At 36.2% G+C, this 23,695-nt stretch carries 22 protein-coding genes and 1 pseudogene; 10 read left to right on the plus strand and 13 right to left on the minus strand.

Annotation, left to right across the window (positions count from 1 at the left end; genetic code table 11):
* Positions 1 to 37 precede the first annotated feature (37 nt).
* The 3 genes and pseudogenes from ACFX5U_RS06370 to eno all read left to right on the plus strand — a co-directional run bounded on the left by ACFX5U_RS06370 (position 38) and on the right by eno (position 3,257).
* Positions 38 to 373, plus strand: a complete 336-nt coding sequence (locus ACFX5U_RS06370; RefSeq protein WP_280569200.1) for a TM2 domain-containing protein — start codon at positions 38 to 40, stop codon at positions 371 to 373.
* Between the two features lie 283 nt (positions 374 to 656).
* Positions 657 to 1,758: pseudogene (carA, locus tag ACFX5U_RS06375) on the plus strand (glutamine-hydrolyzing carbamoyl-phosphate synthase small subunit).
* A 203-nt stretch (positions 1,759 to 1,961) separates the two neighbouring features.
* On the plus strand, positions 1,962 to 3,257 hold the full coding sequence (gene eno, locus ACFX5U_RS06380) for a phosphopyruvate hydratase (RefSeq protein WP_038697172.1): 1,296 nt from the start codon (positions 1,962 to 1,964) through the stop codon (positions 3,255 to 3,257).
* Positions 3,258 to 3,316: 59 nt separating this feature from the next.
* Here eno and ACFX5U_RS06385 read toward each other — a convergent pair whose 3' ends face one another.
* Positions 3,317 to 4,189, minus strand: a complete 873-nt coding sequence (locus tag ACFX5U_RS06385) for a DUF72 domain-containing protein (protein ID WP_400262809.1) — start codon at positions 4,187 to 4,189, stop codon at positions 3,317 to 3,319.
* Positions 4,190 to 4,323: 134 nt separating this feature from the next.
* Entirely contained in the window at positions 4,324 to 4,959 is a 636-nt protein-coding gene (locus tag ACFX5U_RS06390) for a YceH family protein (RefSeq protein ID WP_400262810.1), read from the minus strand.
* A gap of 226 nt (positions 4,960 to 5,185) precedes the next feature.
* Here ACFX5U_RS06390 and ACFX5U_RS06395 point away from each other — a divergent pair, with 226 nt between their 5' ends.
* Genes ACFX5U_RS06395 through ACFX5U_RS06405 form a run of 3 tightly spaced genes read left to right on the plus strand, consistent with a single transcriptional unit; the run spans position 5,186 to position 8,257 of the window.
* Entirely contained in the window at positions 5,186 to 6,091 is a 906-nt protein-coding gene (locus tag ACFX5U_RS06395; RefSeq protein WP_400262811.1) for a histone deacetylase, read from the plus strand.
* Positions 6,092 to 6,114: 23 nt separating this feature from the next.
* Positions 6,115 to 7,170 (plus strand): nucleoid-associated protein, encoded by a 1,056-nt coding sequence (locus tag ACFX5U_RS06400; RefSeq protein WP_400262812.1) that lies wholly within the window; start codon positions 6,115 to 6,117, stop codon positions 7,168 to 7,170.
* A 7-nt stretch (positions 7,171 to 7,177) separates the two neighbouring features.
* The gene (locus ACFX5U_RS06405; RefSeq protein ID WP_400262813.1) at positions 7,178 to 8,257 is read left to right on the plus strand and encodes a DUF3810 domain-containing protein; all 1,080 of its coding nucleotides are present in this window, start codon (positions 7,178 to 7,180) and stop codon (positions 8,255 to 8,257) included.
* Positions 8,258 to 8,302: 45 nt separating this feature from the next.
* On the opposite strand, the gene ACFX5U_RS06410 is transcribed toward ACFX5U_RS06405, so the two are convergent.
* Positions 8,303 to 8,941 carry a hypothetical protein gene (locus ACFX5U_RS06410; RefSeq protein WP_038697183.1) on the minus strand — a complete coding sequence of 213 codons (639 nt, stop codon included), beginning with the start codon at positions 8,939 to 8,941 and terminating at the stop codon, positions 8,303 to 8,305.
* A gap of 65 nt (positions 8,942 to 9,006) precedes the next feature.
* On the minus strand, positions 9,007 to 10,116 hold the full coding sequence (gene lpxB, locus ACFX5U_RS06415; RefSeq protein ID WP_400262814.1) for a lipid-A-disaccharide synthase: 1,110 nt from the start codon (positions 10,114 to 10,116) through the stop codon (positions 9,007 to 9,009).
* A gap of 184 nt (positions 10,117 to 10,300) precedes the next feature.
* Here lpxB and ACFX5U_RS06420 point away from each other — a divergent pair, with 184 nt between their 5' ends.
* A complete protein-coding gene (locus ACFX5U_RS06420; protein WP_038697187.1) occupies positions 10,301 to 10,603 on the plus strand; it encodes a septum formation initiator family protein in 303 nt (100 codons plus the stop codon).
* An 89-nt stretch (positions 10,604 to 10,692) separates the two neighbouring features.
* Here the strand turns inward: ACFX5U_RS06420 and ACFX5U_RS06425 are convergent, their stop codons facing one another.
* From ACFX5U_RS06425 to ACFX5U_RS06440, 4 genes are all read right to left on the minus strand, one after another.
* Positions 10,693 to 12,180: an amino acid permease gene (locus ACFX5U_RS06425; protein WP_038697189.1), complete on the minus strand. Its 1,488-nt coding sequence runs from the start codon at positions 12,178 to 12,180 to the stop codon at positions 10,693 to 10,695.
* 543 nt (positions 12,181 to 12,723) lie between these two features.
* Positions 12,724 to 13,401, minus strand: coding sequence for a hypothetical protein (locus ACFX5U_RS06430; RefSeq protein WP_400262815.1), 678 nt, complete (start codon positions 13,399 to 13,401; stop codon positions 12,724 to 12,726).
* 113 nt (positions 13,402 to 13,514) lie between these two features.
* Positions 13,515 to 15,464 carry a M1 family metallopeptidase gene (locus tag ACFX5U_RS06435; RefSeq protein WP_400262816.1) on the minus strand — a complete coding sequence of 650 codons (1,950 nt, stop codon included), beginning with the start codon at positions 15,462 to 15,464 and terminating at the stop codon, positions 13,515 to 13,517.
* Positions 15,465 to 15,552: 88 nt separating this feature from the next.
* The gene (locus ACFX5U_RS06440) at positions 15,553 to 15,735 is read right to left on the minus strand and encodes an ArsC/Spx/MgsR family protein (RefSeq protein WP_400263572.1); all 183 of its coding nucleotides are present in this window, start codon (positions 15,733 to 15,735) and stop codon (positions 15,553 to 15,555) included.
* 572 nt (positions 15,736 to 16,307) lie between these two features.
* Here ACFX5U_RS06440 and fbaA point away from each other — a divergent pair.
* Both fbaA and ACFX5U_RS06450 read left to right on the plus strand, forming a co-directional pair.
* Positions 16,308 to 17,387, plus strand: a complete 1,080-nt coding sequence (fbaA, locus tag ACFX5U_RS06445) for a class II fructose-bisphosphate aldolase (RefSeq protein WP_280569164.1) — start codon at positions 16,308 to 16,310, stop codon at positions 17,385 to 17,387.
* Positions 17,388 to 17,561: 174 nt separating this feature from the next.
* Entirely contained in the window at positions 17,562 to 18,236 is a 675-nt protein-coding gene (locus tag ACFX5U_RS06450) for a head GIN domain-containing protein (protein WP_400262817.1), read from the plus strand.
* Positions 18,237 to 18,305: 69 nt separating this feature from the next.
* On the opposite strand, the gene ACFX5U_RS06455 is transcribed toward ACFX5U_RS06450, so the two are convergent.
* The 5 genes from ACFX5U_RS06455 to ACFX5U_RS06475 form a co-directional block, all read right to left on the minus strand.
* Positions 18,306 to 19,163 (minus strand): fumarylacetoacetate hydrolase family protein, encoded by an 858-nt coding sequence (locus tag ACFX5U_RS06455; protein ID WP_400262818.1) that lies wholly within the window; start codon positions 19,161 to 19,163, stop codon positions 18,306 to 18,308.
* A gap of 177 nt (positions 19,164 to 19,340) precedes the next feature.
* Positions 19,341 to 20,273, minus strand: coding sequence for a 30S ribosomal protein S6--L-glutamate ligase (rimK, locus tag ACFX5U_RS06460; protein WP_038697200.1), 933 nt, complete (start codon positions 20,271 to 20,273; stop codon positions 19,341 to 19,343).
* A gap of 66 nt (positions 20,274 to 20,339) precedes the next feature.
* On the minus strand, positions 20,340 to 20,774 hold the full coding sequence (locus ACFX5U_RS06465) for a RimK/LysX family protein (protein ID WP_038697202.1): 435 nt from the start codon (positions 20,772 to 20,774) through the stop codon (positions 20,340 to 20,342).
* Between the two features lie 54 nt (positions 20,775 to 20,828).
* The gene (locus ACFX5U_RS06470; protein WP_038697204.1) at positions 20,829 to 22,007 is read right to left on the minus strand and encodes an AIR synthase related protein; all 1,179 of its coding nucleotides are present in this window, start codon (positions 22,005 to 22,007) and stop codon (positions 20,829 to 20,831) included.
* Between the two features lie 59 nt (positions 22,008 to 22,066).
* Positions 22,067 to 22,552 (minus strand): DNA-deoxyinosine glycosylase, encoded by a 486-nt coding sequence (locus ACFX5U_RS06475; RefSeq protein ID WP_400262819.1) that lies wholly within the window; start codon positions 22,550 to 22,552, stop codon positions 22,067 to 22,069.
* Between the two features lie 251 nt (positions 22,553 to 22,803).
* On the opposite strand from ACFX5U_RS06475, the gene ACFX5U_RS06480 reads away from it, so the two are divergent.
* Positions 22,804 to 23,676 carry an SPFH domain-containing protein gene (locus ACFX5U_RS06480; RefSeq protein ID WP_280569152.1) on the plus strand — a complete coding sequence of 291 codons (873 nt, stop codon included), beginning with the start codon at positions 22,804 to 22,806 and terminating at the stop codon, positions 23,674 to 23,676.
* Positions 23,677 to 23,695 lie beyond the last annotated feature (19 nt).

A 23,695-nucleotide genomic window follows, 5' to 3' on the forward strand; every position in this document is an offset into this window, starting at 1 on the left:
TGTAGTTTGTAACTTTAGGCTATTAAACTTATAAATTATGAATCAACCTACGCAAAAATATTGTGTACAATGTGGTACCTTAATTCATGTGCAAGCCGAAATCTGTCCTTCGTGCGGTGTACGTCAACCCTTATACTTCAGTCAACAGCAGTATGGTGGCCCTGTAAAGGATGAAAGATGGTTAGCTTGTTTGTTGTTGTGTATTTTTTTAGGTCCATTTGGTGCTCATCGTTTTTATGTAGGTAAGATTGGTACGGGTGTTATTCAATTGCTCACCTTTGGAGGTTGTGGTATATGGTATATCATCGATTTGGTCATGATCATTATTGGGAATTTTAAAGACGCTGATGGGAATGTGATTAAAAATGGTTAAAGAAAGTCCTAATTAATTCTGAAATTTAATTACTGGAGCAGAGATCATTATAAAATCCGAAATTATATAAAAAAAAGTCTTTCTACTTTGATGATTTTGTTATACCTTTGTCTCCTGTGAAAATTGAAGTAAATGCTTTCGCAAATGTTATAAAAAACGATACCTTCGTTATCGTTGAATCAATTTATTTATTGATTATTTAGCCCATTTAGGGCTTTTTTTATACACCAAACTTCGATGTAACAATAAATTAGGAAAAAACAATTTTATAATTTAATAAATAATGACCAACTACAGCAAATTGCCTGCAATTTTAGTTTTAGAAGACGGAACTGTTTACCACGGAAAAGCAGCGGGTAAAATTGGAACGACTACTGGCGAAATTTGTTTCAATACCGGAACTACAGGTTACCAAGAGATTTTTACCGATCCTTCATATTTCGGACAAATTATGGTAACAACCAATGCCCATATTGGTAACTATGGAATTGACAAAAATGATGCTGAATCAGATAAGATTCAAATAGCAGGATTAGTTTGTAAAAATTATAATATTAACTATAGTCGCAAAATGGCAGACGAATCTATTCAGAGCTATTTTGAAGAAGGAAATTTAGTTGGTATTTCGGATATTGATACACGTTCATTGGTCCGTCATATTCGCAATAAAGGTGCTATGAATGCGATTATTTCATCGGAGAATTTGGATATCGATTCGTTAAAAGCAGCTTTAGCAAATGTACCATCAATGGATGGATTGGAATTATCTTCGCGTGTTTCGACGACAGAAACCCTATTTCTATGGTAATGAAGAAGCTCCTGTTCGCGTTGCCGTGTTAGACTTAGGTATTAAGAAGAACATCCTTCGCAACTTTGATCAAAGAGATGTTTATGCTAAGGTATTTCCTGCTAAGACAACTTTCGCTGAGATGCAAGAATGGAATCCAGCGGGATATTTTATCTCCAATGGTCCTGGTGATCCTTCAGCTATGGATTACGCAATACAAACGGTTAAAGATATTTTAGCAGCAGATCAACCCATGTTTGGAATATGTCTTGGACACCAAATATTAGCATTAGCGAATGATATCCGTACTGAAAAAATGCATAATGGACACCGCGGAATCAATCACCCTGTGAAAAACATCATTGCAAATCGTTGTGAGATTACGTCACAAAACCACGGTTTTGGTGTTATAGCTCAAGATATTGAACAATCCGATAAAGTAGAAGTAACCCATATCAATTTAAATGATCAATCTATCGAAGGAATTCGTGTGATCGGTAAGAACGCTTTTTCGGTGCAATACCACCCAGAATCATCTCCTGGACCACATGATTCACGTTATTTATTCGACGATTTCATTGCGTTGATAAAAAAATAATTCATAAGTATCGGGGTTAGCATTGCTAGCCCCTTTTTTTTGGCTTTGGGTATTCATTCTTGCCATAAAATTGTGGAATACGTTTTTTAATAAGCCCAATTTTAGTTATATTTGAGTGTTAAATCAGAATATAATTTTTTAGTGTAAAAATTACACTAAGTATTGTATAAAAATACTATATAAAAATTTAAACCAATATTACAATGAGTTTAATTATTGATGTACATGCGCGTCAGATTTTGGATTCGCGCGGAAATCCTACTATCGAAGTAGATGTAACGACACAAAATGGTTTCGTTGGACGTGCTGCAGTACCTTCTGGTGCTTCTACAGGTGTTCATGAGGCAGTAGAGTTACGTGATGGTGATAAGTCAAAATACTTAGGTAAAGGTGTTTTGAAAGCAGTAGAAAATGTAAATACTAAAATCGCTGCGGCTTTAGAAGGTGTTGATGTTTTCGAACAAAATACAATCGACAAAATCATGATCGATTTGGACGGAACTGAAAATAAAGGAAACTTAGGTGCTAATGCTATTTTAGGTGTTTCTTTAGCTGTTGCGAAAGCTGCTGCTCAGGAGTCTCGCCAACCGTTATATCGTTATATTGGTGGTGTTAATGCGAATACTTTACCTATTCCGATGATGAACATCATTAATGGTGGTTCTCACTCGGATGCTCCTATCGCTTTCCAAGAGTTTATGATTATGCCAGTTGGTGCACCTTCATTCTCTGAAGCTTTACGTTGGGGAACTGAAGTATTCCATAGCTTGAAAAAGATTTTACATGACCGTGGTTTATCTACAGCTGTAGGTGACGAGGGTGGATTTGCTCCAACTTTTGACGGTACTGAAGATGCAATCGAGACGGTATTAAAAGCAATTGAAGCTGCTGGTTACAAGCCAGGATCTGATATTTGTTTAGCTTTAGATTGTGCTGCATCAGAATTTTACGTAAACGGTAAATACGATTATACAAAATTTGAAGGTGATAAAGGTGCAATCCGTAGCTCTGAAGAACAAGTAGCTTACTTAGCAGAATTGACTGAAAAATATCCTATCATCTCTATTGAAGATGGTATGCAAGAAGATGATTGGTCTGGATGGAAATTGTTAACAGAGAAAATCGGTGCTACTATTCAATTAGTAGGTGACGATTTATTTGTTACGAACACAAAACGTTTACAACAAGGTGTTGATACGGATACAGCAAACTCAATCTTAGTAAAAGTTAACCAAATCGGTTCATTAACAGAAACGATCAATGCGGTTACTTTAGCACAGAACTCAAACTATACTTCGGTTATGTCTCACCGTTCTGGTGAAACTGAAGATGCAACAATTGCTGATTTAGCTGTTGCTTTGAACTGTGGTCAAATTAAGACTGGTTCTGCTTCTCGTTCTGATCGTATGGCTAAATACAATCAATTGTTACGTATTGAAGAAGAATTGGGTGCTAACGCTCGTTTTATCGGAAAGAACTTCCGTTTTGCGAAAAAATAATTTGCAAATACTTTATAAAAAAGGCGACTCTACACAGGTAGAGTCGCCTTTTTTAATACCTAATTATTTGTGGTAGGTATATGGAGATTAAGGTTGAGTTCTTTGTTTAATTTTTGGATAAAGTAAGCTGCCAGTAGGGGCGATTCTACTTCGATATTTTGGTGGATGAAAAAGTACAAGTTTTGTAAACCTGCCTCTCGCCATTGTTTAATTACAGTTACCCACTCTGCTAATCGGGGATAATCGGAAGGGTCGTTGGCTCCGACATAACGGATGAATGCTGAAGTTGTGGTCAATCGCATATGCAATAAATCACGTCTTCCTGCTGTATCAACCAAGACATTTGTCATGTCAAACTCTTCGAGTAATTTATAATATGAAGTAGCTGTTGCGGGATTGGAGAACCACTCTTCATTACGGACTTCTACTGCTAGGGGTATGCCTTTTGGAAATTTAATTAAAAACTCCCGCAAACGCTCGATATCTTTTGGCTTATAGTTATCGTGCATTTGTAGGAAAGTCATCCCTAATTTTTCTTCAAATAAAGCGATACTATCTGTAAATTCCTTAACTTTTTCATCAGTATTGAGTAAGCGGCTATAGTGGCTAATGGATTGGGGTATTTTAGGACAAAACTTAAAATCGGGAGTAGTCTTTTCTTTCCAGGTCTCAACTTGACTTTTTGATGGTGTATTGTAAAAAGTCGCATTGAGTTCAATACTATTGAACTGCTTACTGTAGTATGGAAGTTCATCCTTTGTGCCTTTTGGATAGAATCCTTTCAAATCGGACTTGTTCCACTTCGCACATCCAACATAGGCTGCAAAGTTGTCTTTATGCTGCAGTTCCTTTAATAAGCTTAGGGTATCAGGCGCAGTAGGGGGTAATGTAAAGTCTATATCCTTAGGGTTCGATACTTGTCCAAATTTCATGTTTTCGTTTTTTAATGTTTAAAATTGTAAAGTAGAGATGAAAGATTAATGATGATTTACATGTTCAAATTTTTTGTTATCGTAGCTTGGTCGTGTATCATGTAGAGGAACAGTGTTTTGAAATTTGATTTTTCTTAATGTAGTTCATCCCAGAATTCTTGAAATTGCTGTTTCAATTGTGCTAGTTCTTGTTCTAAATTTTCAATTCTTTTATGTAAAGCATCCGTGTTTTCAGGAGTACCATGTGTTTGTTCAAATTGCGCAAGATTAACGTCGCCTAACAAATGAATATAGCGAATTTCCTTATGTCCAGGCTGCTTTTCTAATGCTTTTACAAAACCTTCGGTCGCTAATTTTTCGAGTTGTGAGGTGATATCTTCTAAAGCTTCAAAATCATAAATGCTTCCAGAATTTGAATTAATCTCACCGGCTGTTAATGGTCCACGAAGTAAAAGAAGACAGATAATGGCCAATTCTGAAGGAAGTAAAGGAAATTGTATGGCGAGATTGTGCTTATATTTCGTAACACGGCTTCCGCCACCTACCACATGTGCGATGAGTCCTCTTTTCTTCAATATAGCTAAGGTGTTGATGATGGTCTCGTCCGTATATTGTGCAATAGGTCTACGTGCGGTCTTTTGATTACATGCACTTTGTAGTCCGTTTAGTGACATTGGGTAATATTCGGGCGTGACCTTTGACTTTTCTATCAATGACCCTAAGACACGCTGCTCTTCTGCAGATAGTTGAGGTTTTGGACTGAGTTCCATATGTTTAATTAGTTGTAACCAAACTTAAATAAATTTGTTCTATTTACAATTTTTATTGTGTCATATATAAAAAAAATATTCGTTTGCGTCTTCCATCAAGAAATATTTTTTAACGGGAATAGGCCGTTTTTTTTTATAAAGAGAAACTATTTTTTAAAATATTATCCACAATAAAAACCAATAATTGACCTTTTTATTATCTTAGTAAAGTTTTAAATACATTGTTTTGCTAAAGATTGCTTTCCACCCCGAATATATTCATCCCGTACGTGAAGGTCATCGATTTCCGATGGAAAAGTATGAATTAATTCCTTTACAATTATTGCACGAGGGTGTGGTCAGTAAATCTGATTTTTTTGAACCGAAGCTGGCTTCATTTGAAGTGGCATGTCTGGCTCACGACCCGAGTTATGTCCAATCCTTATTTGATCTGACGTTAGACGCTAAGATGATCAGGAGGATTGGTTTTCCCTTGACAAAAAGCTTAGTCGATCGTGAACGCTACCTGTTGGATGGTACCATTCAATCAGCGTTATATGCACAACAAAATGGAGTTTCCTTTAATGTTGCTGGCGGTACGCATCATGCAGGTTATGATTTCGGAGAAGGATTTTGTTTACTTAATGATCAGGCGGTGGCTGCACGGTATTTATTAAAGCATAAATCTGTGCAACGAATCTTAATAATTGACTTAGATGTCCATCAAGGTAACGGAACTGCTCATATCTTTCAAGATGATAACCGAGTATTTACTTTTTCGGTACATGGAGAGAAGAATTTTCCATTTATCAAGGAACGTTCAGATTTAGATATCCCTATCGCAGATGGCATAATGGATGATGCATATTTGCAGGTGTTGGATACTTATTTGCCTGCGGTATTCGAAAAAGTAAGGCCAGATTTTGTATTTTACCAAGCAGGAGTTGATATTTTGGAAACAGATAAGTTGGGAAAGTTGAAACTTTCGCATGAAGGCTGTCGATCGCGGGATGAATTTGTCTTTAAACTTTGCTTGAAAAATCAAGTTCCTGTACAGGTGAGTATGGGGGGAGGCTATTCTCCACGTATAAAAGATATCGTCAATGCGCATTGTCAAACATTTAAGACTGCGCTAGATTTATATAATTTTTAAAAAATAAAATTTAATTAAAAAATATGTTTTTTCATCAAGATGCAACTTTCGAGCAACTTTCTATTCATCGCGTAGGAAACAAGTCGCAAGAAGAGTTTTATATTTTATCCGAACAACCTGTTCCATTGGAAAACGATGAAGTCTTACCGCCTTTATTAATGCAATATTTTATGGGTCCGTTTGCAAAAGTGAATGAAGTCTATCGTTTGTTCCATCCCAATGGGGAATTGGAGTTGAATGAGATCTATTATTTCACGAAGCAGTTTTTTAAAGGTCAGTTGCCTTTTCATGAATTTTCACAACAGGTGGCCAAACATCTTTACGAAGTTTGTATGCACCCGAAGATTAAACCGGGAGAAGTTTATGTCGTATCCTTGAAAAATGTACAGATTGAGGGTGAGAATTACGATGCAATTGGCATTTTTAAATCTGAGAATAAGGAAACGTATTTAAAGGTCTATCCTAACCAAGGCGGTTTTCAATTGGATTATGAGGAAGAGGCAATTAATATCAATAAATTAGATAAGGGAGTTATTATAGTAAATGTAGAAGAGGAAGAGGGATACAAGGTGCTGATTGTGGATCAAACCAACAAAACAGAAGCTGTGTATTGGAAGGATGATTTCTTGAAAATAAAAATTCGTAACGATGACTTTAATCAAACAGGCAACTATCTGAAAGTCTATAAAAACTTTGTCAATGAAAAACTGGATGATATGTTTGAATTGGAAAAAGCAGATAAAATTGATTTACTCAATAAGTCCATGAATTATTTCAAGGAGAAAGAAACCTTTGACCAAGAGGAATTTGAGGAAGAGGTTATCGGGAATCCAATTGCGGCGAGTTTGTTTAAAGATTTTAGGTCTGGATTTGAAGATGAGTTTGAGTCTCCTTTTCAAAGTAGTTTTGATATCGCTGATAAAGCCGTTAAAAAAATGGAAACGTCTTATAAAACCGTCTTAAAATTAGATAAAAATTTCCATGTTTATTTACATGGGAAACGAGAATATATCGAGAAAGGATTTGATGAGGAAAAAGGGATGAATTACTATAAATTATATTTTGAAAATGAAAGCTAATCATTAGATGAAAACGATATTGCGTAAGCCTCTGCTATGTTTTGCTATCCTGTTGCTTCTTATTGGTATTTTGACCTATATGGAAGGGCAGACTGCTTTAGTCGAACGCTATTTTTCACGATTGTGGTATCCCTTATTTTCATATGTTCCGCAGGCTATTTTCGGATATATACCTTTTAGTATTGGAGATATATGCTATGTAATCATCGTGGTTTCCCTAGTTGGAATAGCTGTGTGTGCGCTTAAAAATTTATTGAGAAAGAATTATATTCATGCGATTAAATCCTTTATTTGCCTTTTAAATGTTGTATTGGGATTATATCTGTATTTTTATAGTAGTTGGGCAATGCATTATTATCGGGCTCCGATTACAGAAAACGCAGGTTTGGATACCGATAGTCTACAACTGGCCGATTATTTGGTGCTTCTGGAGCAGAGTTTAGATTCAACGAACACATTACGAGCGGAAGTAAATCCAAAAGAATGGGAAAATCATGGAGAGAAAATAAAAAGGGATATGGAAGAATTGGTTCGTACAGACACGACATTTCAATCTTTCCTTTCCACAACACTCATCCGTGCGAAAGGCCCACTCAATAGTACTTTGGTGTCCTATTTTGGCGTTTCTGGATATTTTAATCCTTTTACGCATGAAGCACATGTGAATACGGAAATGCCTGTGGTTTCCAGCCCTTTTACTTATGTTCATGAACTTGCTCATCAACAAGGGATAGGATTTGAGGATGAAGCTAATTTTATTGCATATGTACGGTTGAGAAACCATTCGGAAGCCTTCTATCGCTACTCAAATTATTTGCAAACGACGACTTATATGTTGCAAGAGTTGAGAGGGATTGATGAAGGGTTGTTTTTGAGTTTTAAAAATCGCCTCTCAAAGGGTGTATTAAGTGATTTACAGGAGGAAGCTGCTTTTTGGAGTAATTATACAGGCTGGATCAATACTGCATCAGGAATCTTCTATAATGGCTATTTGAAGCACAACAATCAACAGGAGGGCATGGCCCGTTATGATCGAATGACAAAACTTGTTTTAGCCTATGAACTAAAGCAACAAGGCTGTCGATAATATAAAAGAGTATCAAATAAAAAAAGCGAGCTATGCTCGCTTTTTTTATTTGATACTGATAATTTCAGTTTTTCCATCTACTCCAGGACTTCCTGAGTAAATCTGTCCTTGAGGAAGACCTCTTAGCCCTCCAGGAGCCTGTCTCACGCGATCATAAATTGATCTCAGGTCACTTGTGGCATTGACATTTTTCCCTCCACCTTCATTTGCAATTTGAAGATAATTCGGTTGCTTCTTATTTTCACGCTGTGGCACGATACTATTTTCAGCAAGTGTTAACTTCACATTCCCACCGTTTCCATTTGGGTATGTTTTTGTTCCGTTAAAGGCATTATCTCCTTTCGCTATGATATAGAGAGACCCTAACTTTTGGAAATTTGCTTGAATATCAAAATTAGCACCATTGTTCTTGCTATCTGTTCCCGAAATGGAAGCATTATTGCTAATGATGGCGTGACCAATGTTCAGATTGACATTTTTGTTCCCGTAAAACATCAAGGATGCTTTATCTCCCATTATTAAGGTATCAATATGCAAATTAATAGTCGAGTCAGATGATTTGTTATTATAGACTTTTTTAGCCTTTTTCCCAATCTCTAACTTACTGATGTGCTCAACATTGCTTTGAGCATGTGACTGAAATGCCAAAAAGGCAAAAGCTAACATTGCAATTATTTTTTTCATGGCTATTAGTAATTTATGTTAAACAACATTCATTTGACGAATAGCGTTTTTGAAGGTTTAATGCGCTACTTCAAATACTGAACAATTAATTTAGCTGTTTTGTTTGATGCCCCTGGTTGTCCTAACTTTTCGGCAAGTACCTCATAGTTTTCCATTACGCTCGCGCGGTATTCTGGTTTATTGATAAGTTGATCTAATTCTTGTGCGATATCGTAGGTTGTGCAATCTTCTTGAATCAATTCACGAACAGAAAGATAGTTATTAATCAGATTGACCAATGAAATGAATTTGACTTTGATCACCAGCTTCGCTATCCAAATCGATATGGCATTGGCTTTATAGACTACGACTTGAGGGATTTTTAGGATTCCTGTTTCTAGTGTAGCTGTTCCACTTGTTACCACTGCTGCTTCGGCATGTTTGAGCAAATCATAGGTGGCATTAAATACGACAGGAATATGCTGATCACCTATATATTGTTGGTAATAGGCTTGATTGAAATTAGGTGCTCCGGCTATGACAAATTGATGCATTGGGAAAAGGTAAGTTAAATTGGCCATGATGGGTAATAACTTGGCGATTTCCATTTTACGGCTTCCGGGCAATAGGGCTATGATTGGCCTATCCGTTAGCTGTTGATCCTTAATGAAATTAGGATTGAATTTATGGGCAGAAATGGCATCCAATAGCGGATTGCCAACGTAATCAACTGGCATTTTCCATGTTTTGTAGAAATCCACTTCAAAAGGGAGGATACAGAACATATGGTCCACGACACGCTTGATTTTGACGACACGTTTTTGATTCCAGGCCCAGACTTTAGGAGAGATATAATAACAGGTTTTTAGGCCATTCTTCTTTGCAAATTCTGCAATTTTAAGGTTAAAACCAGGAAAGTCGATGAGGATAACACAGTCAGGTTGTTCCTTGATGATGTCTGCTTTGACTTTTTTAAGGTTTTTTGCGATGGTACCTAAATTTTTAAGAACTTCTACAAAACCCATAAAAGCCATATCTGCGGTATGAATCAATGCTTTTTGATTTGTAGCCTCTTCCATTTCCGTTCCACCCACTATTTTAAAAGTAGCGTCCGAATCTTCGATCTTTAGTGCTTTGATTAAGTTTGCACCATGCAGATCTCCCGATGTTTCGCCAGCTATAAGGTAATATTTCATTTGCTCGATTCTATTCAATAATAGGGTTAAAGATAAGATTATTCTTCTTCATTAATAGATGACGGTCATTTACTTTTTCCATAAATGAAAAGCATTTAAGTGAAATTGTGGCTGATTTTAAAGAAATGTTTCTATATTTAATAGAGATTTAGCATGTATAGATCTTTAATATTACTTTTGTATTATGGATAGATTTTTAGCACTTATTCGAAATAAATACTTTTTAGCTGGTATCGCTTTTACGATATGGATGTGTTTTTTTGATCGGAATGATTTTGCGACACAATACAGTTATCAGCACCAGAAGAGTAATCTAGAACGGGAAAAAGATTTTTATGAAAAGGAAAATGAACAAATCATTGAGACCGTCACTAATATTCGATCTGACCAACGTGAAGTGCAAAGAATAGCGCGTGAAAAATATAAAATGAAGAAAGAAAACGAAGACGTTTATATTGTGACTGAAGTCGAACTTGCAGATAAATAGGATGGAGGTCTTCCGTGCCTATCAGGTATGGAAAAATAATAATACCCGAAACAAATAGGCTGCTTCATTTTTGAAGCAGCCTATTTGTTTTATTCTTTTGATTTTTGCTCTTCAGCATATTCTTTACGTATGACTGAATGCTTTTTGCTATATACAAAATAGACGACAACCCCGATCAACATCCAAATACCTAAACGTTCCCAAGATTCGACTGGTAATGAAGCCATCATCAATACGCAGACCAAAATCCCTAAGATTGGTACAAGTGGTACAAATGGTGTTTTAAAGGGCCGTTCTAAGTTAGGTTCTGTTTTCCGTAAAACAAGAATACCGATACAAACTAAGGTAAAGGCAAATAAAGTACCAATACTTACCATATGACCTAAATCTGAAACCGGCACAAATCCTGCAAAAATACTGACAAAAACCATAAAGATAAGATTGGTTTTCCATGGAGTTTGTCTTTTTGATAGGTCAGAGAATACTTTAGGCAATAAACCATCTTTACTCATGGAATAAAAAACACGACTTTGCCCTAAAAGCATCACTAGGATAACGGAAGTATATCCAGCAATAATAGTGACGATTAAAGCGGTATTTAAGAATGTATATCCTGTTTTAGCAAAGGCAGTTGCAACGGGTTTGGCGTCACCTTTAAATTCAGTATACGGTGCTAATCCTGTTAATACATAAGAGAAGAGTACATATAATAACGTACAGATAATCAAGGAACCGATAATACCAATTGGCATTCCTTTTTTAGGGTTTTTCGCTTCTTGAGCAGCAGTACTAACGGCATCAAAACCTATAAAAGCAAAGAATACGACACCCGCAGCACGTAAAATTCCGCTAAAGCCATAATGTCCAAAATCGTCACTTTGAAGGAAACTCCAGAAACTTAATTGACCACTTTTCACGAGCTCTTCGCCGTGGTTGATCGGTATAAAAGGAGTGTGGTTGGCATCATCTATGAAGCCCCAACCCAATACGATGAAAATGAGAACAACAGCAACTTTTAAAATTACCAAAATATTATTGACAAAAGAAGATTCTTCTGTTCCGCGCATCAAGAGCAAGGAAAGCAAACAAACAATGACAATGGCTGGTACATTCACAATACCGCCTTCCCAAGGACCGTGTAAAAATTGACTTGGAAGCTCTATACCTAAAGTTATTAGGAGCTGATTGAAATATTGCGACCAACTCACAGATACTGTAGCTGCTGCTAGCGCATACTCTAAGACCAAATCCCAGCCAATGATCCAAGCCATAAATTCGCCCATAGTCGCATAGGAATAGGTATATGCTGAACCCGCAACCGGTATCATCGATGCAAACTCTGCATAACATAATCCAGCAAACCCACAGCCGACTGCTGCAATGATAAAAGAGAGCACAACAGCGGGGCCAGCATGATCAGCAGCAGCGATACCTGTTAATGAGAATAGTCCGGCACCAATAATGGCACCTACTCCTAATGCAATAAGACCGGAACTGGAAAGTGTACGTTTTAAGGTAGCTTGACCATTGAGATCCGCCTCTGCTATTAGTTTGCTAATTGATTTTTTAAAAAGCATAAGATATTTTAAGTTATAGTGGTTTTAAAATTGTAATATTTGTCTTTTCAAAGTCAAACTTAGATAAATTTGTTTTATTTACAATTTTATTTTTGTCATATATAAAATAAATTTATTCGTTCGACTCTTTTTATTTGGAACTTATGAATGCTACGCAATTGTCGATTTCTCCTTTTCCATCGAGAAATGATTTTCAGAGAAAATATACCTTATTTGAACAACCTTTAGGAGGTTTATTTCATACCGTTTTAGCAGTCATTATTTAGCATATGTTGTCGAATTATATTGCCCTTCTTGAAAATATCTTTCCAACGGAAGTTTTGAAGCTGGTTTTTAGCTTCTCAAGCGCTGATTCTTCCTCTTGTAATTAAAAAACAATTAAGGGAAGTATAAAAAAAAATGATGGAACGATTATACTGAACGGGATAGCGTTATAAATAAACGTGAAAAAAAAAGCTTTTAACTGAAATACAGTTAAAAGCTTTTTAATATGGAGCATTTTTAAGATGTAAAAAATACCTTTATTTTTTACTATTGAATTTTTTATACGAATCCATAATATACAGTTTTATATCTTCTTGTAATGCGTGTTCGATAAATTTGTAAGTTGGTCTGTATTGTTCTTTGAATAAAGCCAGTTTCAGGGTCGACAAGAGGAGTCAAGGACTGAATAAGATCACTTGAGAATTTACGGTCAATTGCTCTTTTTTGTTGCTCTTCGACCAGTAATTTATAGCTTTGGCGTGCTCTTTTTGCTTCCTTACTGAAAACGCGCGAAGGAGATATTCGGATACCACCACGTTCTTGACCAATATCAGTGTATTTACCGGCTAGTTTTGCTGCCTGTATTTCAGCACGCAACCTACTATCGGTCATTCTTTCGATAACTACCTCACTCAATTCAATAGCCGTGTTTAGTCTGTTTAAATAAACTCTTTTTACACCGAAGTCATATACAAATACAGTGTCCTTTTGGTAACCGGTCGATTCGATTGCTAAATAATCATCTAATTGGGCGTCGATTACAAAATTTCCATTTTGATCGGTCAGTACTTCCGTGTTTGTTCTTATATTTTTAATAGAAACTCCACTGATGGTCTGGCTACTTACCAATTCCATTGCGATACCTTTGACTTTTTCCTGTGCATGTAGTTTTCCTAACATACTACTGAAGGCTAAGATTGTCAAGATGCTTAAACGCTGTATGAATGCTGCTGTCATTTGTTCTTTTTTATAATCAAAAATACATAATAATAAGTACTTAGATCTTTCAAAAATTAATTATTTTAACAAAAAAATGTCATATGCTCTTTTACATATGACATTTAAGTTTTTTATTTAGCAGTCCAGCTATTATTTTCAGGAACATGATCTGGAAATACATGATCAGGATCTAACTGGACAGATACTAAAGGTTCTTTAGAATCTATCTTGAAATCGAACGATTGGTTTCTTTCCCAAATTTCTACCGGTAGTTTTTTTCGGATTTTCTTTCCAGAGGCTGTTGTTGCCTCTATGACAACAGGCATGGGAAGTTTTTCTAAATTTTGCACGGTAATGATTGCACCCTGTGATGGATCATTTTTCAAGTAAGATACTTGGCTAATGGCTTGATCTACCTGCCAATTATTGATAAACCAACCGCGCCAAAACCAATTTAAATTCTCACCGGTTCCATTTTCGATGGAACGGAAGAAATCTTCTGGAGTAGGGTGCTTATAGGCCCAATCTGAAATGTATTTTTTAAAGGCAAAATCGAAACGCTCCTTACCAATAATCTCATTGCGTAAAAGTTTTAATCCATAGGCCGGTTTATAGTATACTAAAATCCCGATATTTCGTTCATTCATATTTTGCGGCGTGTTCATAACAGATTCTAATCTTTGGTCGGTAAAACGGACAGCTTGACTGTTTGGGTCGCCTACTTTTTTAGCGTATTCACCATTATTGAAACTTTCAGTAGCAATTTCGTTAATAAATGTATTGAATCCTTCGTCCATCCATCCAAATTCTCTTTCATTGCTGGAAACAATCATTGGAAACCAATTATGACCAAATTCATGGTTAGTCACTCCCCACAATGAGCCAGCTTTAGCTCGGTTGCCACAGAAGGATAGTGCTGGGTATTCCATACCTCCTACATTTGAAGCCACATTAACGGCAACAGGGTAAGGATACTCATACCACTGATCTGAATAATGTTCGATTGCTGCCTTTGTATATTCTGTAGAACGTTCCCAAGCATTATTGCCGTTACTTTCTTCTGGATAAGCAGAAATGGCAAGTGATTTTTTTCCGCTAGCTAAATTTATTCGTGCGGCATCCAAAATAAAAGAAGAAGAAGAAGCCCAGGCAATATCCTGTGCATTATTAAGACTGTATTTCCATGTCAAGCTCTTTTTATTTGGTCTTGAATTTTTTTGCGCTACTTCTTGTGCAGAACGTATAATAATGGTTTGGTCACTTGTTTTTGCATTTTCATATCTTTTGAGTTGCTCTGCAGTGAAAACCTCTTGTGGATTAAGCAATTCGCCGCCCAATACTACGATATGATTGGCGGGAGCAGTAATTTCGACCTTATAATTTCCAAATTCCCGATAGAATTCACCAGGACCGGTATAGGGAAGGGTATTCCATCCGCGAATATTATCATAGACACAAAGCCTTGGAAACCATTGTGCTATCGCGTATACATTGCCTTGAGCTGTTGGTAGGATACCTGTTCGATCCGCACCATATTCTGGGATGGTATAGGAATACTGTATTTTAAAACCTGCTTTTCCTCCTTTTGAAGCTAATGCTTGAGGAAGTCTAATTTGCATACGGGTGTCGGTAATGATGTATTCAATAGCTTTTCCCGTTAAGTCGGTGACAGAAGAGATTGTGTAACCGCCATCAAAATTATTATTGGCATCGCCATATCTACTTTTCGTTAATGGAGAAATGGCTTGGCCGCGACCTTCCTTTGAAAACATATTCTGATCCAGCTGTAACCAAATATAATCAAGCTGATCAGGGCTATTATTCGTATAGTTTATTTCGACATCTCCAGCAATGCTGTTTTTTTTGTCGTCCAATGCGGCTGTGATTTTATAATCGGCATTGTTTTGCCAGTAGGCTGGTCCCGGTTTTCCACTTGCAGAGCGAAATTCATCACCATTATTGTTGAAAAACAAAGGTGCAAATGCTTCCGTATAACTATAATTGCTTTTTTGTTGCGCAAAGCTTAAAGAAGTGATTGATAAGGACAGAATACTTATTGATAGTAGGGGTAATCTTTTCATACTTAATTGTAAGGCTTGTTCTGCTCTAAATATAGTATGAAAAGATGTAATGTGAAATTATTTCTGATAAATAATCGGTTTGTAACGATTATTTTAAGATAGAGGCGTATTCAATTTCATCAAAACCCACCAAGATTTGTTGACCACCTTCAATGACTGGACGCTTGATCATGCTGGTGTTTTTAGCCAAAACTGTGTTCGCCGATTTGGCATCGATAACAGCTGCTTGTTCGTCGGCATCTAGTTTTTTCCAAGTGGTTTCCTTTCTTATTCAATAGTTTTTCCCAGCTAATTTCTTTTTCCCATTCGATTAGTTTCGCCTCCGAAATACCCTCTTTTTTGTAGTCGTGAAAAGTGTAGTCTAATTGATTATCTGCTAGCCAAGTAATTGCTTTTTTGACTGTGTTGCAGTTTTTGATTCCATAAACGTGTAACATAATATCCAATATTTTTAACCAAACTTAGATAAATTGAGCTTTATAAACAATATAATCAAGCGGAATATAGCAACAAGTTATTGTTAGGATGTATTTTATATGTTTATCTATAGTAATCGTTATGCTTATGCAATGAAATAGTGGCTTTAGTGTAGCGCTAAAAGCATATAATCTCCCAGTTAAATTACCTTTTCAAGTCGTGATGTTGCTATATGCAGATATTGGGAAGGTATAACAGTTTTCCGTCATCATTATGAGTAGAGCCAGTAATATGGAAGGAAGTCACTATCTTTAGGTTAATTAATGAGGTTAGTGTAATATGTACACTTTATAAATTATGTAGAACAATAATTTTTTTTTACCTTAGTCCATAAATAGATTATAAATATCAAAAGCAAATTATAATATGAGCCTAAAAGATTTTAAAGGTGTATTGACAGGAGATCAAGTACAAGAGTTGTTCGAATTAGCAAAAGAGCATAAATTCGCACTTCCAGCAGTTAACGTTACTGGTACAAACTCAATCAATGCTGTGATGGAAACTGCTAAAGCAGTTAACTCACCTGTAATTATTCAATTATCAAACGGTGGAGCACAATTTTACGCTGGTAAAACATTAAATAATGATGGTTTAAAAGCGTGTATTCTAGGTGCTGTAGCTGCTGCTCAACACGTACATTTATTAGCAGAACACTATGGTGTTGCTGTTATTTTGCATACTGACCATGCTGCTAAGAAATTGTTACCTTGGATCGACGGTTTATTAGATGCTGGAGAGAAATTTTTTGCGCAACATGGTAAGCCATTATTTTCTTCTCATATGTTAGATTTATCTGAAGAGTCTATCGAAGAAAATATCGAAATTTCTGCAAAATACCTTGCTCGTATGAAACCACTAGGTATGACTATAGAGATTGAATTGGGTGTTACAGGTGGAGAAGAAGATGGTGTAGATAATTCTGATGTTGATAGCTCTAAATTATATACGCAACCAGAAGAAGTGGCTTATGCTTACGAAGAATTGTCGAAAATTTCTGATAAATTTACTGTAGCAGCTGCTTTTGGTAATGTACACGGTGTATACAAACCAGGAAACGTAAAATTACAACCTGTTATTCTTCATAATTCGCAGGAGTATATTCGTGAGAAATTCAATTTAACAGCTCAAAAACCAGTAAACTTTGTTTTCCATGGTGGTTCAGGTTCTTCTCCGGCAGAAATCGAAGAAGCAATCTCATACGGTGCTATCAAAATGAATATCGATACAGATATGCAATGGGCTATGTGGGATGGCGTTCGTGAATACGAAGCTAAAAACCATGACTTCTTACAAAGTCAAATTGGTAATCCTGAAAGTGCTGATTCACCAAATAAAAAATACTATGATCCTCGCGTTTGGTTACGTAAAGGGGAAGAAGCTTTCGTTACACGTTTGAAACAAGCTTTCGAAGAATTAAATGCAATCGATATTAACAATAAATTGTAATATCAGATCATGCTACCTTTGGTAGCTATTAAGAGCGCATGGAGGGATTTCACTTCATGCGCTTTTTTAATGCTTTATTTTTGTCTATTTTTTGTTAAAAACTGCTAAATTATGTGCTAAAGTCAAGGATGGTGCATATTTTGCAGAACAGTTACACGAAAACAATAAATGAATATGAAAAAATTAGGATTAGGTGCGATTTTATATTTTATTGCGCAATTTGGTTTTGCTCAAACAAAGCAAAATGTGGGAACTTTTAATTCCGTAGATGTGACGGATAAAATACAAGTGGAGTTGATTCATGGAAAATCCAATGAGGTCGTGATAGAAGGTGATAATTCCGAAAATATTCAAGTTGTCAATACAAATGGGGCACTGCGTATAAAAATGAATACTTTAAACGCCTTACAGGGTAATAATGTTAATGTAAAGGTTTATTACGATGCATTGAAAAGTGTGTCAGCAAAGAAGGGAGCCAAGCTCATTAATAGAGACGCTGATCAGCTTGTATCCGATCAGTTGAGCGTATCTGCAGCTGAAGGGGGCTTGATTGTTATGCATATACAGGCTAAGAAGGTGGATGTCAAAGCAACATCTGGTTCAACGATCTCTCTTATAGGAAAAAGTATAACGCAGGATGTCATTTCTAATTTCGGAGGTAAATATGAAGGTAAAGATTTACTGACCGATGTGAGCAATGTGACTGTGAATGGCGGAGGTAAAGCAGAAGTTTATGCTAAAGATTCTATTGTCGCCAAAACAAGAGCAGGGGGTGTAATCGATGTTTATGGTAAACCTGCCCACAAGTCAGAAAAAAAATTGGCTGGAGGTATTATCAATTATAAATAATTGGCACGCTATGTAGTAAAGCAAGCACCTGATGGATTCAAGTGCTTGCTTTACTATTTCATCAACATGTTAGGTGTTGCGATAATCGACAAATGTATTTTTAGCAATACCTAAGCCATCTATACCATATTCGATTACATCACCATCGACTAAAAAACGTTGTGGGATGTGTCCGATACCTGTTCCGGCGGGTGAACCTGTAGAAACAATATCACCAGGAAATAGTCCAAAGAAATCGGAGATATAGGATAAAAGATCTTTTACAGGAGTAATGAAGTTTTTTGTATTCCCCTCTTGCATCAATTCTCCATTCAATTTTAACCAGATACGCAAATTTCCGTCATCTTCAATTTCATCTTTGGTGACGAAGTAAGGGCCTAATGGAGCAAAAGTATTGTAACCTTTTCCTTTGTCCCAAGTTCCGCCTCTGTTTTTCATAAAATGCCTTTCTGTTACATCATTCATCATGACATATCCTGCAATATAATCGCTGGATTCTTCAATAGGAAAATGGTTTCCTTTTTTTCCAATAACAATAGCCAATTCTGTTTCCCAATCTGTATGGTAAGAATTTTTCGGAATGATGATATCATCAAAGGGACCATTTAATGCTGAAATAGCTTTTAAAAATAAAATGGGCTCTTGCTCTAGATTCAACCCCGTCTCTCTTGCATGGTCTGAATAATTAAGACCCACACATACAATCTTACGTGGATTTGCAATAGGAGTGCCGATACGGGAATCGGCGGGAATTTGATTTAGATTTTTTAAATTTTTATTAATATAATCTTGTAGTCTTTCAAGTCCGCTGTTGGCAAGAAAATCATTATCGTAATCTTCCCCGAATCCGGATGTGTCGTAATGTATATTGTTAATAAGAATCCCTGTTTTTTCCTGATCTAATGGCCCGTATCGAAATAGCTTCATGTTAATTGTAATGTTGAATGGCAAATTTAACCCTATATTCTTATTTGATCGTTCTTAAATTGTCAAAATGAGGTTTTGAAGTTCTTAAAAGGTATTTTGTTATTTGTATAACGATAAATGCGTGCTGTCTACATTTTATGAGAATGAAAAAAGGTTCCATTTACGGAACCTTGATTTTTATAAATTGCTTTGTTTTTTCTTCTTTTTTCGAACAACTGGTTTAGCGGCCATCTTTAACTCATATTGTTTTTCAAGATACAGGATAATCTCGCCTGCAATATCTTTTTTCGTCGCCTTTTCTATTCCTTCCAATCCTGGTGAAGAGTTTACTTCTAACACGAGTGGACCTCTGTCGGATGGCATCATGTCAACACCACAGACCGTTAATCCCATAGAAGCTGCTGCTGCAATTGCCGTTTCGCGTTCGTTTTTCGTTAATCTAATGATTTCGGCTGTTCCACCGCGATGGATATTCGAACGAAATTCCCCTTCTTTGGCTGTTCTTTTCATAGCACCTACTACTTTTCCTCCAACAACAAAAGCACGAATGTCGGTGCCTTTTGCTTCCTTAATATATTCTTGAATTAATATATTATTTCCTAGGCCATAGAAGGCTTCGATAACAGAAGATGCTGCTTTTTTGGTTTCTGCTAATACAACTCCAATGCCTTGCGTTCCTTCCAATAACTTGATGACCAGTGGAGCACCACCGACCATATTGATAAGGTCGTCTACATCCGAAGCGGTACGCGCAAATCCAGTAATGGGAAGTCCTATACCTGCACCAGAAAGAATTTGCATACAACGCAGCTTGTCTCTCGAACGGGTGATTGCTTGACTCGGATTAGCGGATATGACGTCCATAACTTCAAATTGTCTTACAATGGCAGAACCATAGAAAGTAACGGAAGCTCCTATACGAGGAATGATTGCATCAATATCAGAAATATCCTGACCTTTATAGTGGATGCTTGGTTTGCCTTGTTGAATGCCCACATAGCATTTGCTGTGGTCAATAACAACGCATTCATGTCCACGTGTTTCTGCGGCTTCTACTAATCGACGTGTCGAGTATAAGCTTTTAACTGTTGATAATACAGCGATTTTCACTTTGCTATGATTAGAATGATTTAATTGTAATACTGGTCTATAAACAAATATGTACGAATATAAGTTTTATCCAATGGATTTTTGGGACACATTTGATCGTGAGACATCAACGATAAATTTTTTACTTAGGAAGCTTTTTCCTAATAACATGGGGTATCGCATGGAAGAGCGGTCTCTAAAAGATAACTTAATGTCGAATAATTGATTGTATAATTTGGCTTTCGTTAAAATATAATAACGCTTTTCTTTGTGACCGAATGAACTTTTAACGATCTTTTCTTTATAAACGGGGAACTGAAATATGCGTAGTTCCTGTGTTTTAAAATTAATGATAATATGACAAACAATCCATTTTTGATTGTCAATTATTTTGATTTCATAAGATTCACAATGTAAAACAGAAGATCCCGCTCCAGTATCTACTTTAGCTTCGAAATTAAATATACCAAGTTCTGGTAAATCTAGCGATTCCTTCCATCCCACAATTAGTTTATCTTTCATGGCTATAGGGAGTAATAAGGCTTGAAATTACATCAAGCCTTATTCTAATTTTTATTATTCGTAAATAAATTCGCCGTAAGGAGATTTTACTGTTACTTGTTTTGTAGCAGATGTCTCTACGCGACCAATAATTTGTGCTGGTATACCAAAAGATTCTGATATTGCAATAATTGCAGCTGCAATGTCTTCAGAAACATATAATTCCATGCGGTGTCCCATATTGAATACTTTGTACATTTCTTTCCAATCGGTATTTGATTCTTTTTGAATTAATTCAAATAAAGGAGGAATAGGGAATAGGTTGTCTTTAATGACGTGTACGCCATCAACAAAATGCAATACTTTCGTTTGTGCACCACCAGAACAATGAACCATACCATCAATTTGAGGACGGTAAAGGTCTAATATTTTTTTGATGACGGGTGCGTAAGTTCGAGTCGGAGATAGCACTAATTTTCCGGCAGTAATTTCTTCACCTGTTTCAACTGTGATTTTGTCGGTTAAATTTTGACTTCCTGCAAAAACTAAATCATAAGGAACAGCTGGGTCAAAACTTTCAGCATATTTTTCGGCAATACTTTTATTGAAAACATCATGACGCGCTGAAGTCAAGCCATTGGAACCCATGCCGCCATTATATTCGTTTTCGTAAGTCGCTTTTCCTGAGGAAGACAAACCAACGATGACATTACCTGGTTTGATATTATGATTAGAGATTACATCTTCACGCTTCATGCGGCATGTAACCGTACTGTCTACAATGATCGTGCGTACCAAATCACCTACATCTGCTGTTTCACCACCTGTCGAGTAGATGCCAATTCCCATTTCACGGAGTTCTGCTAGAATTTCTTCTGTACCATTGATGATTTCTGCAAGAACTTCTCCAGGAATAACATTTTTATTACGACCAATTGTTGAAGATAGCAAAATATTGTCTGTAGCACCGACACAAAGTAAATCATCTAAATTCATGATGATTGCATCTTGTGCTATACCTCTCCAAACAGATATATCACCTGTTTCTTTCCAGTAAACATAGGCCAAGGAAGATTTTGTACCTGCGCCATCGGCGTGCATAATATTACACCACTGCTCATCACCACCTAGAATATCAGGAATGATTTTACAAAAAGCTTTAGGATACAATCCTTTATCGATGTTCTTAATAGCATTGTGTACATCCTCTTTACCTGCGGATACACCTCTTTGGTTATATTTTAAATCTGACATGTTGCTGCAAAAATAATGATTCGTTATGAATTTAATGCTTTTATTACTGGAAATATTTGTTAATCTTTTTTAAGGATAGTTTCCCATTCTTTAAATAGTTTTTCTAATGAATATTGAGCATTTGCCGGACTGGTACTTGGTAATATGTAATATTGATGGTACTCCGTTCTTTTAAAATGTTTTTTAAAGAGCTGATGCGCCTTTTGACCATTGAAAATTATGGTGTGCAATTGTGGGTGGTCGGTTAGGAATTGGGCAAGGTTATTCGGTTCTTCTTCAACGATAGCGATATCCATACTCCCTTTTCTGTTCGCTTGTGCACAGACATCCCATAGTCCAATTTGGTTTATTAAAAGCGTTTCTAACTTTTCGCTATATGATTTAAAATCCGTGCTATTAAAAATCAGTTTTATTAATTTCCAGAATCGATTTTGAGGATGTGCATAATATTCTCCTTCTTGAATGGATTTATCGCCTGGTAATGACCCTAAGATCAGTATTTGAATATGATTGTTTGCAATTGGTGCGAAAGATTGTTTTAACATATTGATAATGAACTTCTGCTGCGAATTTAAAAATTCTTTCTGATATCATGAATTTTCTAAGCCTGAAATCTTAATATGTTCTATTTCCTCTGAAAATAATTCTTGATGGTAGATGGGATGTCGATAATTGCGTAGCAATGATGAGTTCGACATAAAAAGACTCGAACGAATAATTTTGTTTTATAAAATGCAATAATATATAATAAAATATTATCTAAGTTTGATATGAAACAATAATAAACTAAACACTTATGGAAAAATTAATCAAACCACTTTCCGGTTATTTGGCTCTTTTAATGGCTATTGTTCTTATGCTATTGGCTATTGTATTTTTCGTTCAGGCAGACAATTCACCCTGGTATATTTTGGGGGGTATTTTGTTTTTAATAGCAGCATTGTTCTTATTAAAAGGGTTGATGATCATCAACCCGAACCATTCGCGTGTATTGAATTTCTTTGGTCGTTATGTGGGAACTGTTAAAGAAAATGGACTATTCTTTGTCAATCCTTTGTATTCAACTTTAAAAGTGAGTTTAAGGTTGGATAATCTGCAGGGACAGACTTTAAAAGTAAATGATAAAATGGGTAACCCTATTGAAATTGGTGCGGTAATCGTTTGGCAGGTAGGAGACACCTATAAGTCGACTTATGATGTTACGAATTATACATCTTACGTAAATACACAGAGTGAAGCAGCTGTAAGGCATCTAGCCGGTAGTTTTCCATATGATAACTTGGAACTTGACTCCAATAATGAAGAGTCAATTACTTTGCGTGAAGGTGGTGAGATGGTCAATCAAATATTAGAGCGGGAGTTATCCGACCGATTGGCACCAGCAGGTATTCTTATTAAAGAAGCACGTATCAGTCACCTGGCCTATGCTTCTGAAATAGCTGGAGCGATGTTACAACGTCAACAAGCGACAGCTATTGTCGCTGCTCGAGCAAAAATTGTGGAAGGTGCAGTAGGTATGGTAGAGATGGCCTTACAGAAATTGTCTGAGAAGGATATTGTTGAACTTGATAATGAGAAGAAGGCTGCAATGGTCAGCAACTTAATGGTGGTGTTGTGCGGTGAGAAAGCCGTATCTCCGGTTCTTAACACAGGATCTCTAAATCAATAAGTATTTTTCAAGTTCGTTT

Source organism: Sphingobacterium sp. SG20118 (genome assembly GCF_044740685.1).
Lineage (GTDB): Bacteria > Bacteroidota > Bacteroidia > Sphingobacteriales > Sphingobacteriaceae > Sphingobacterium.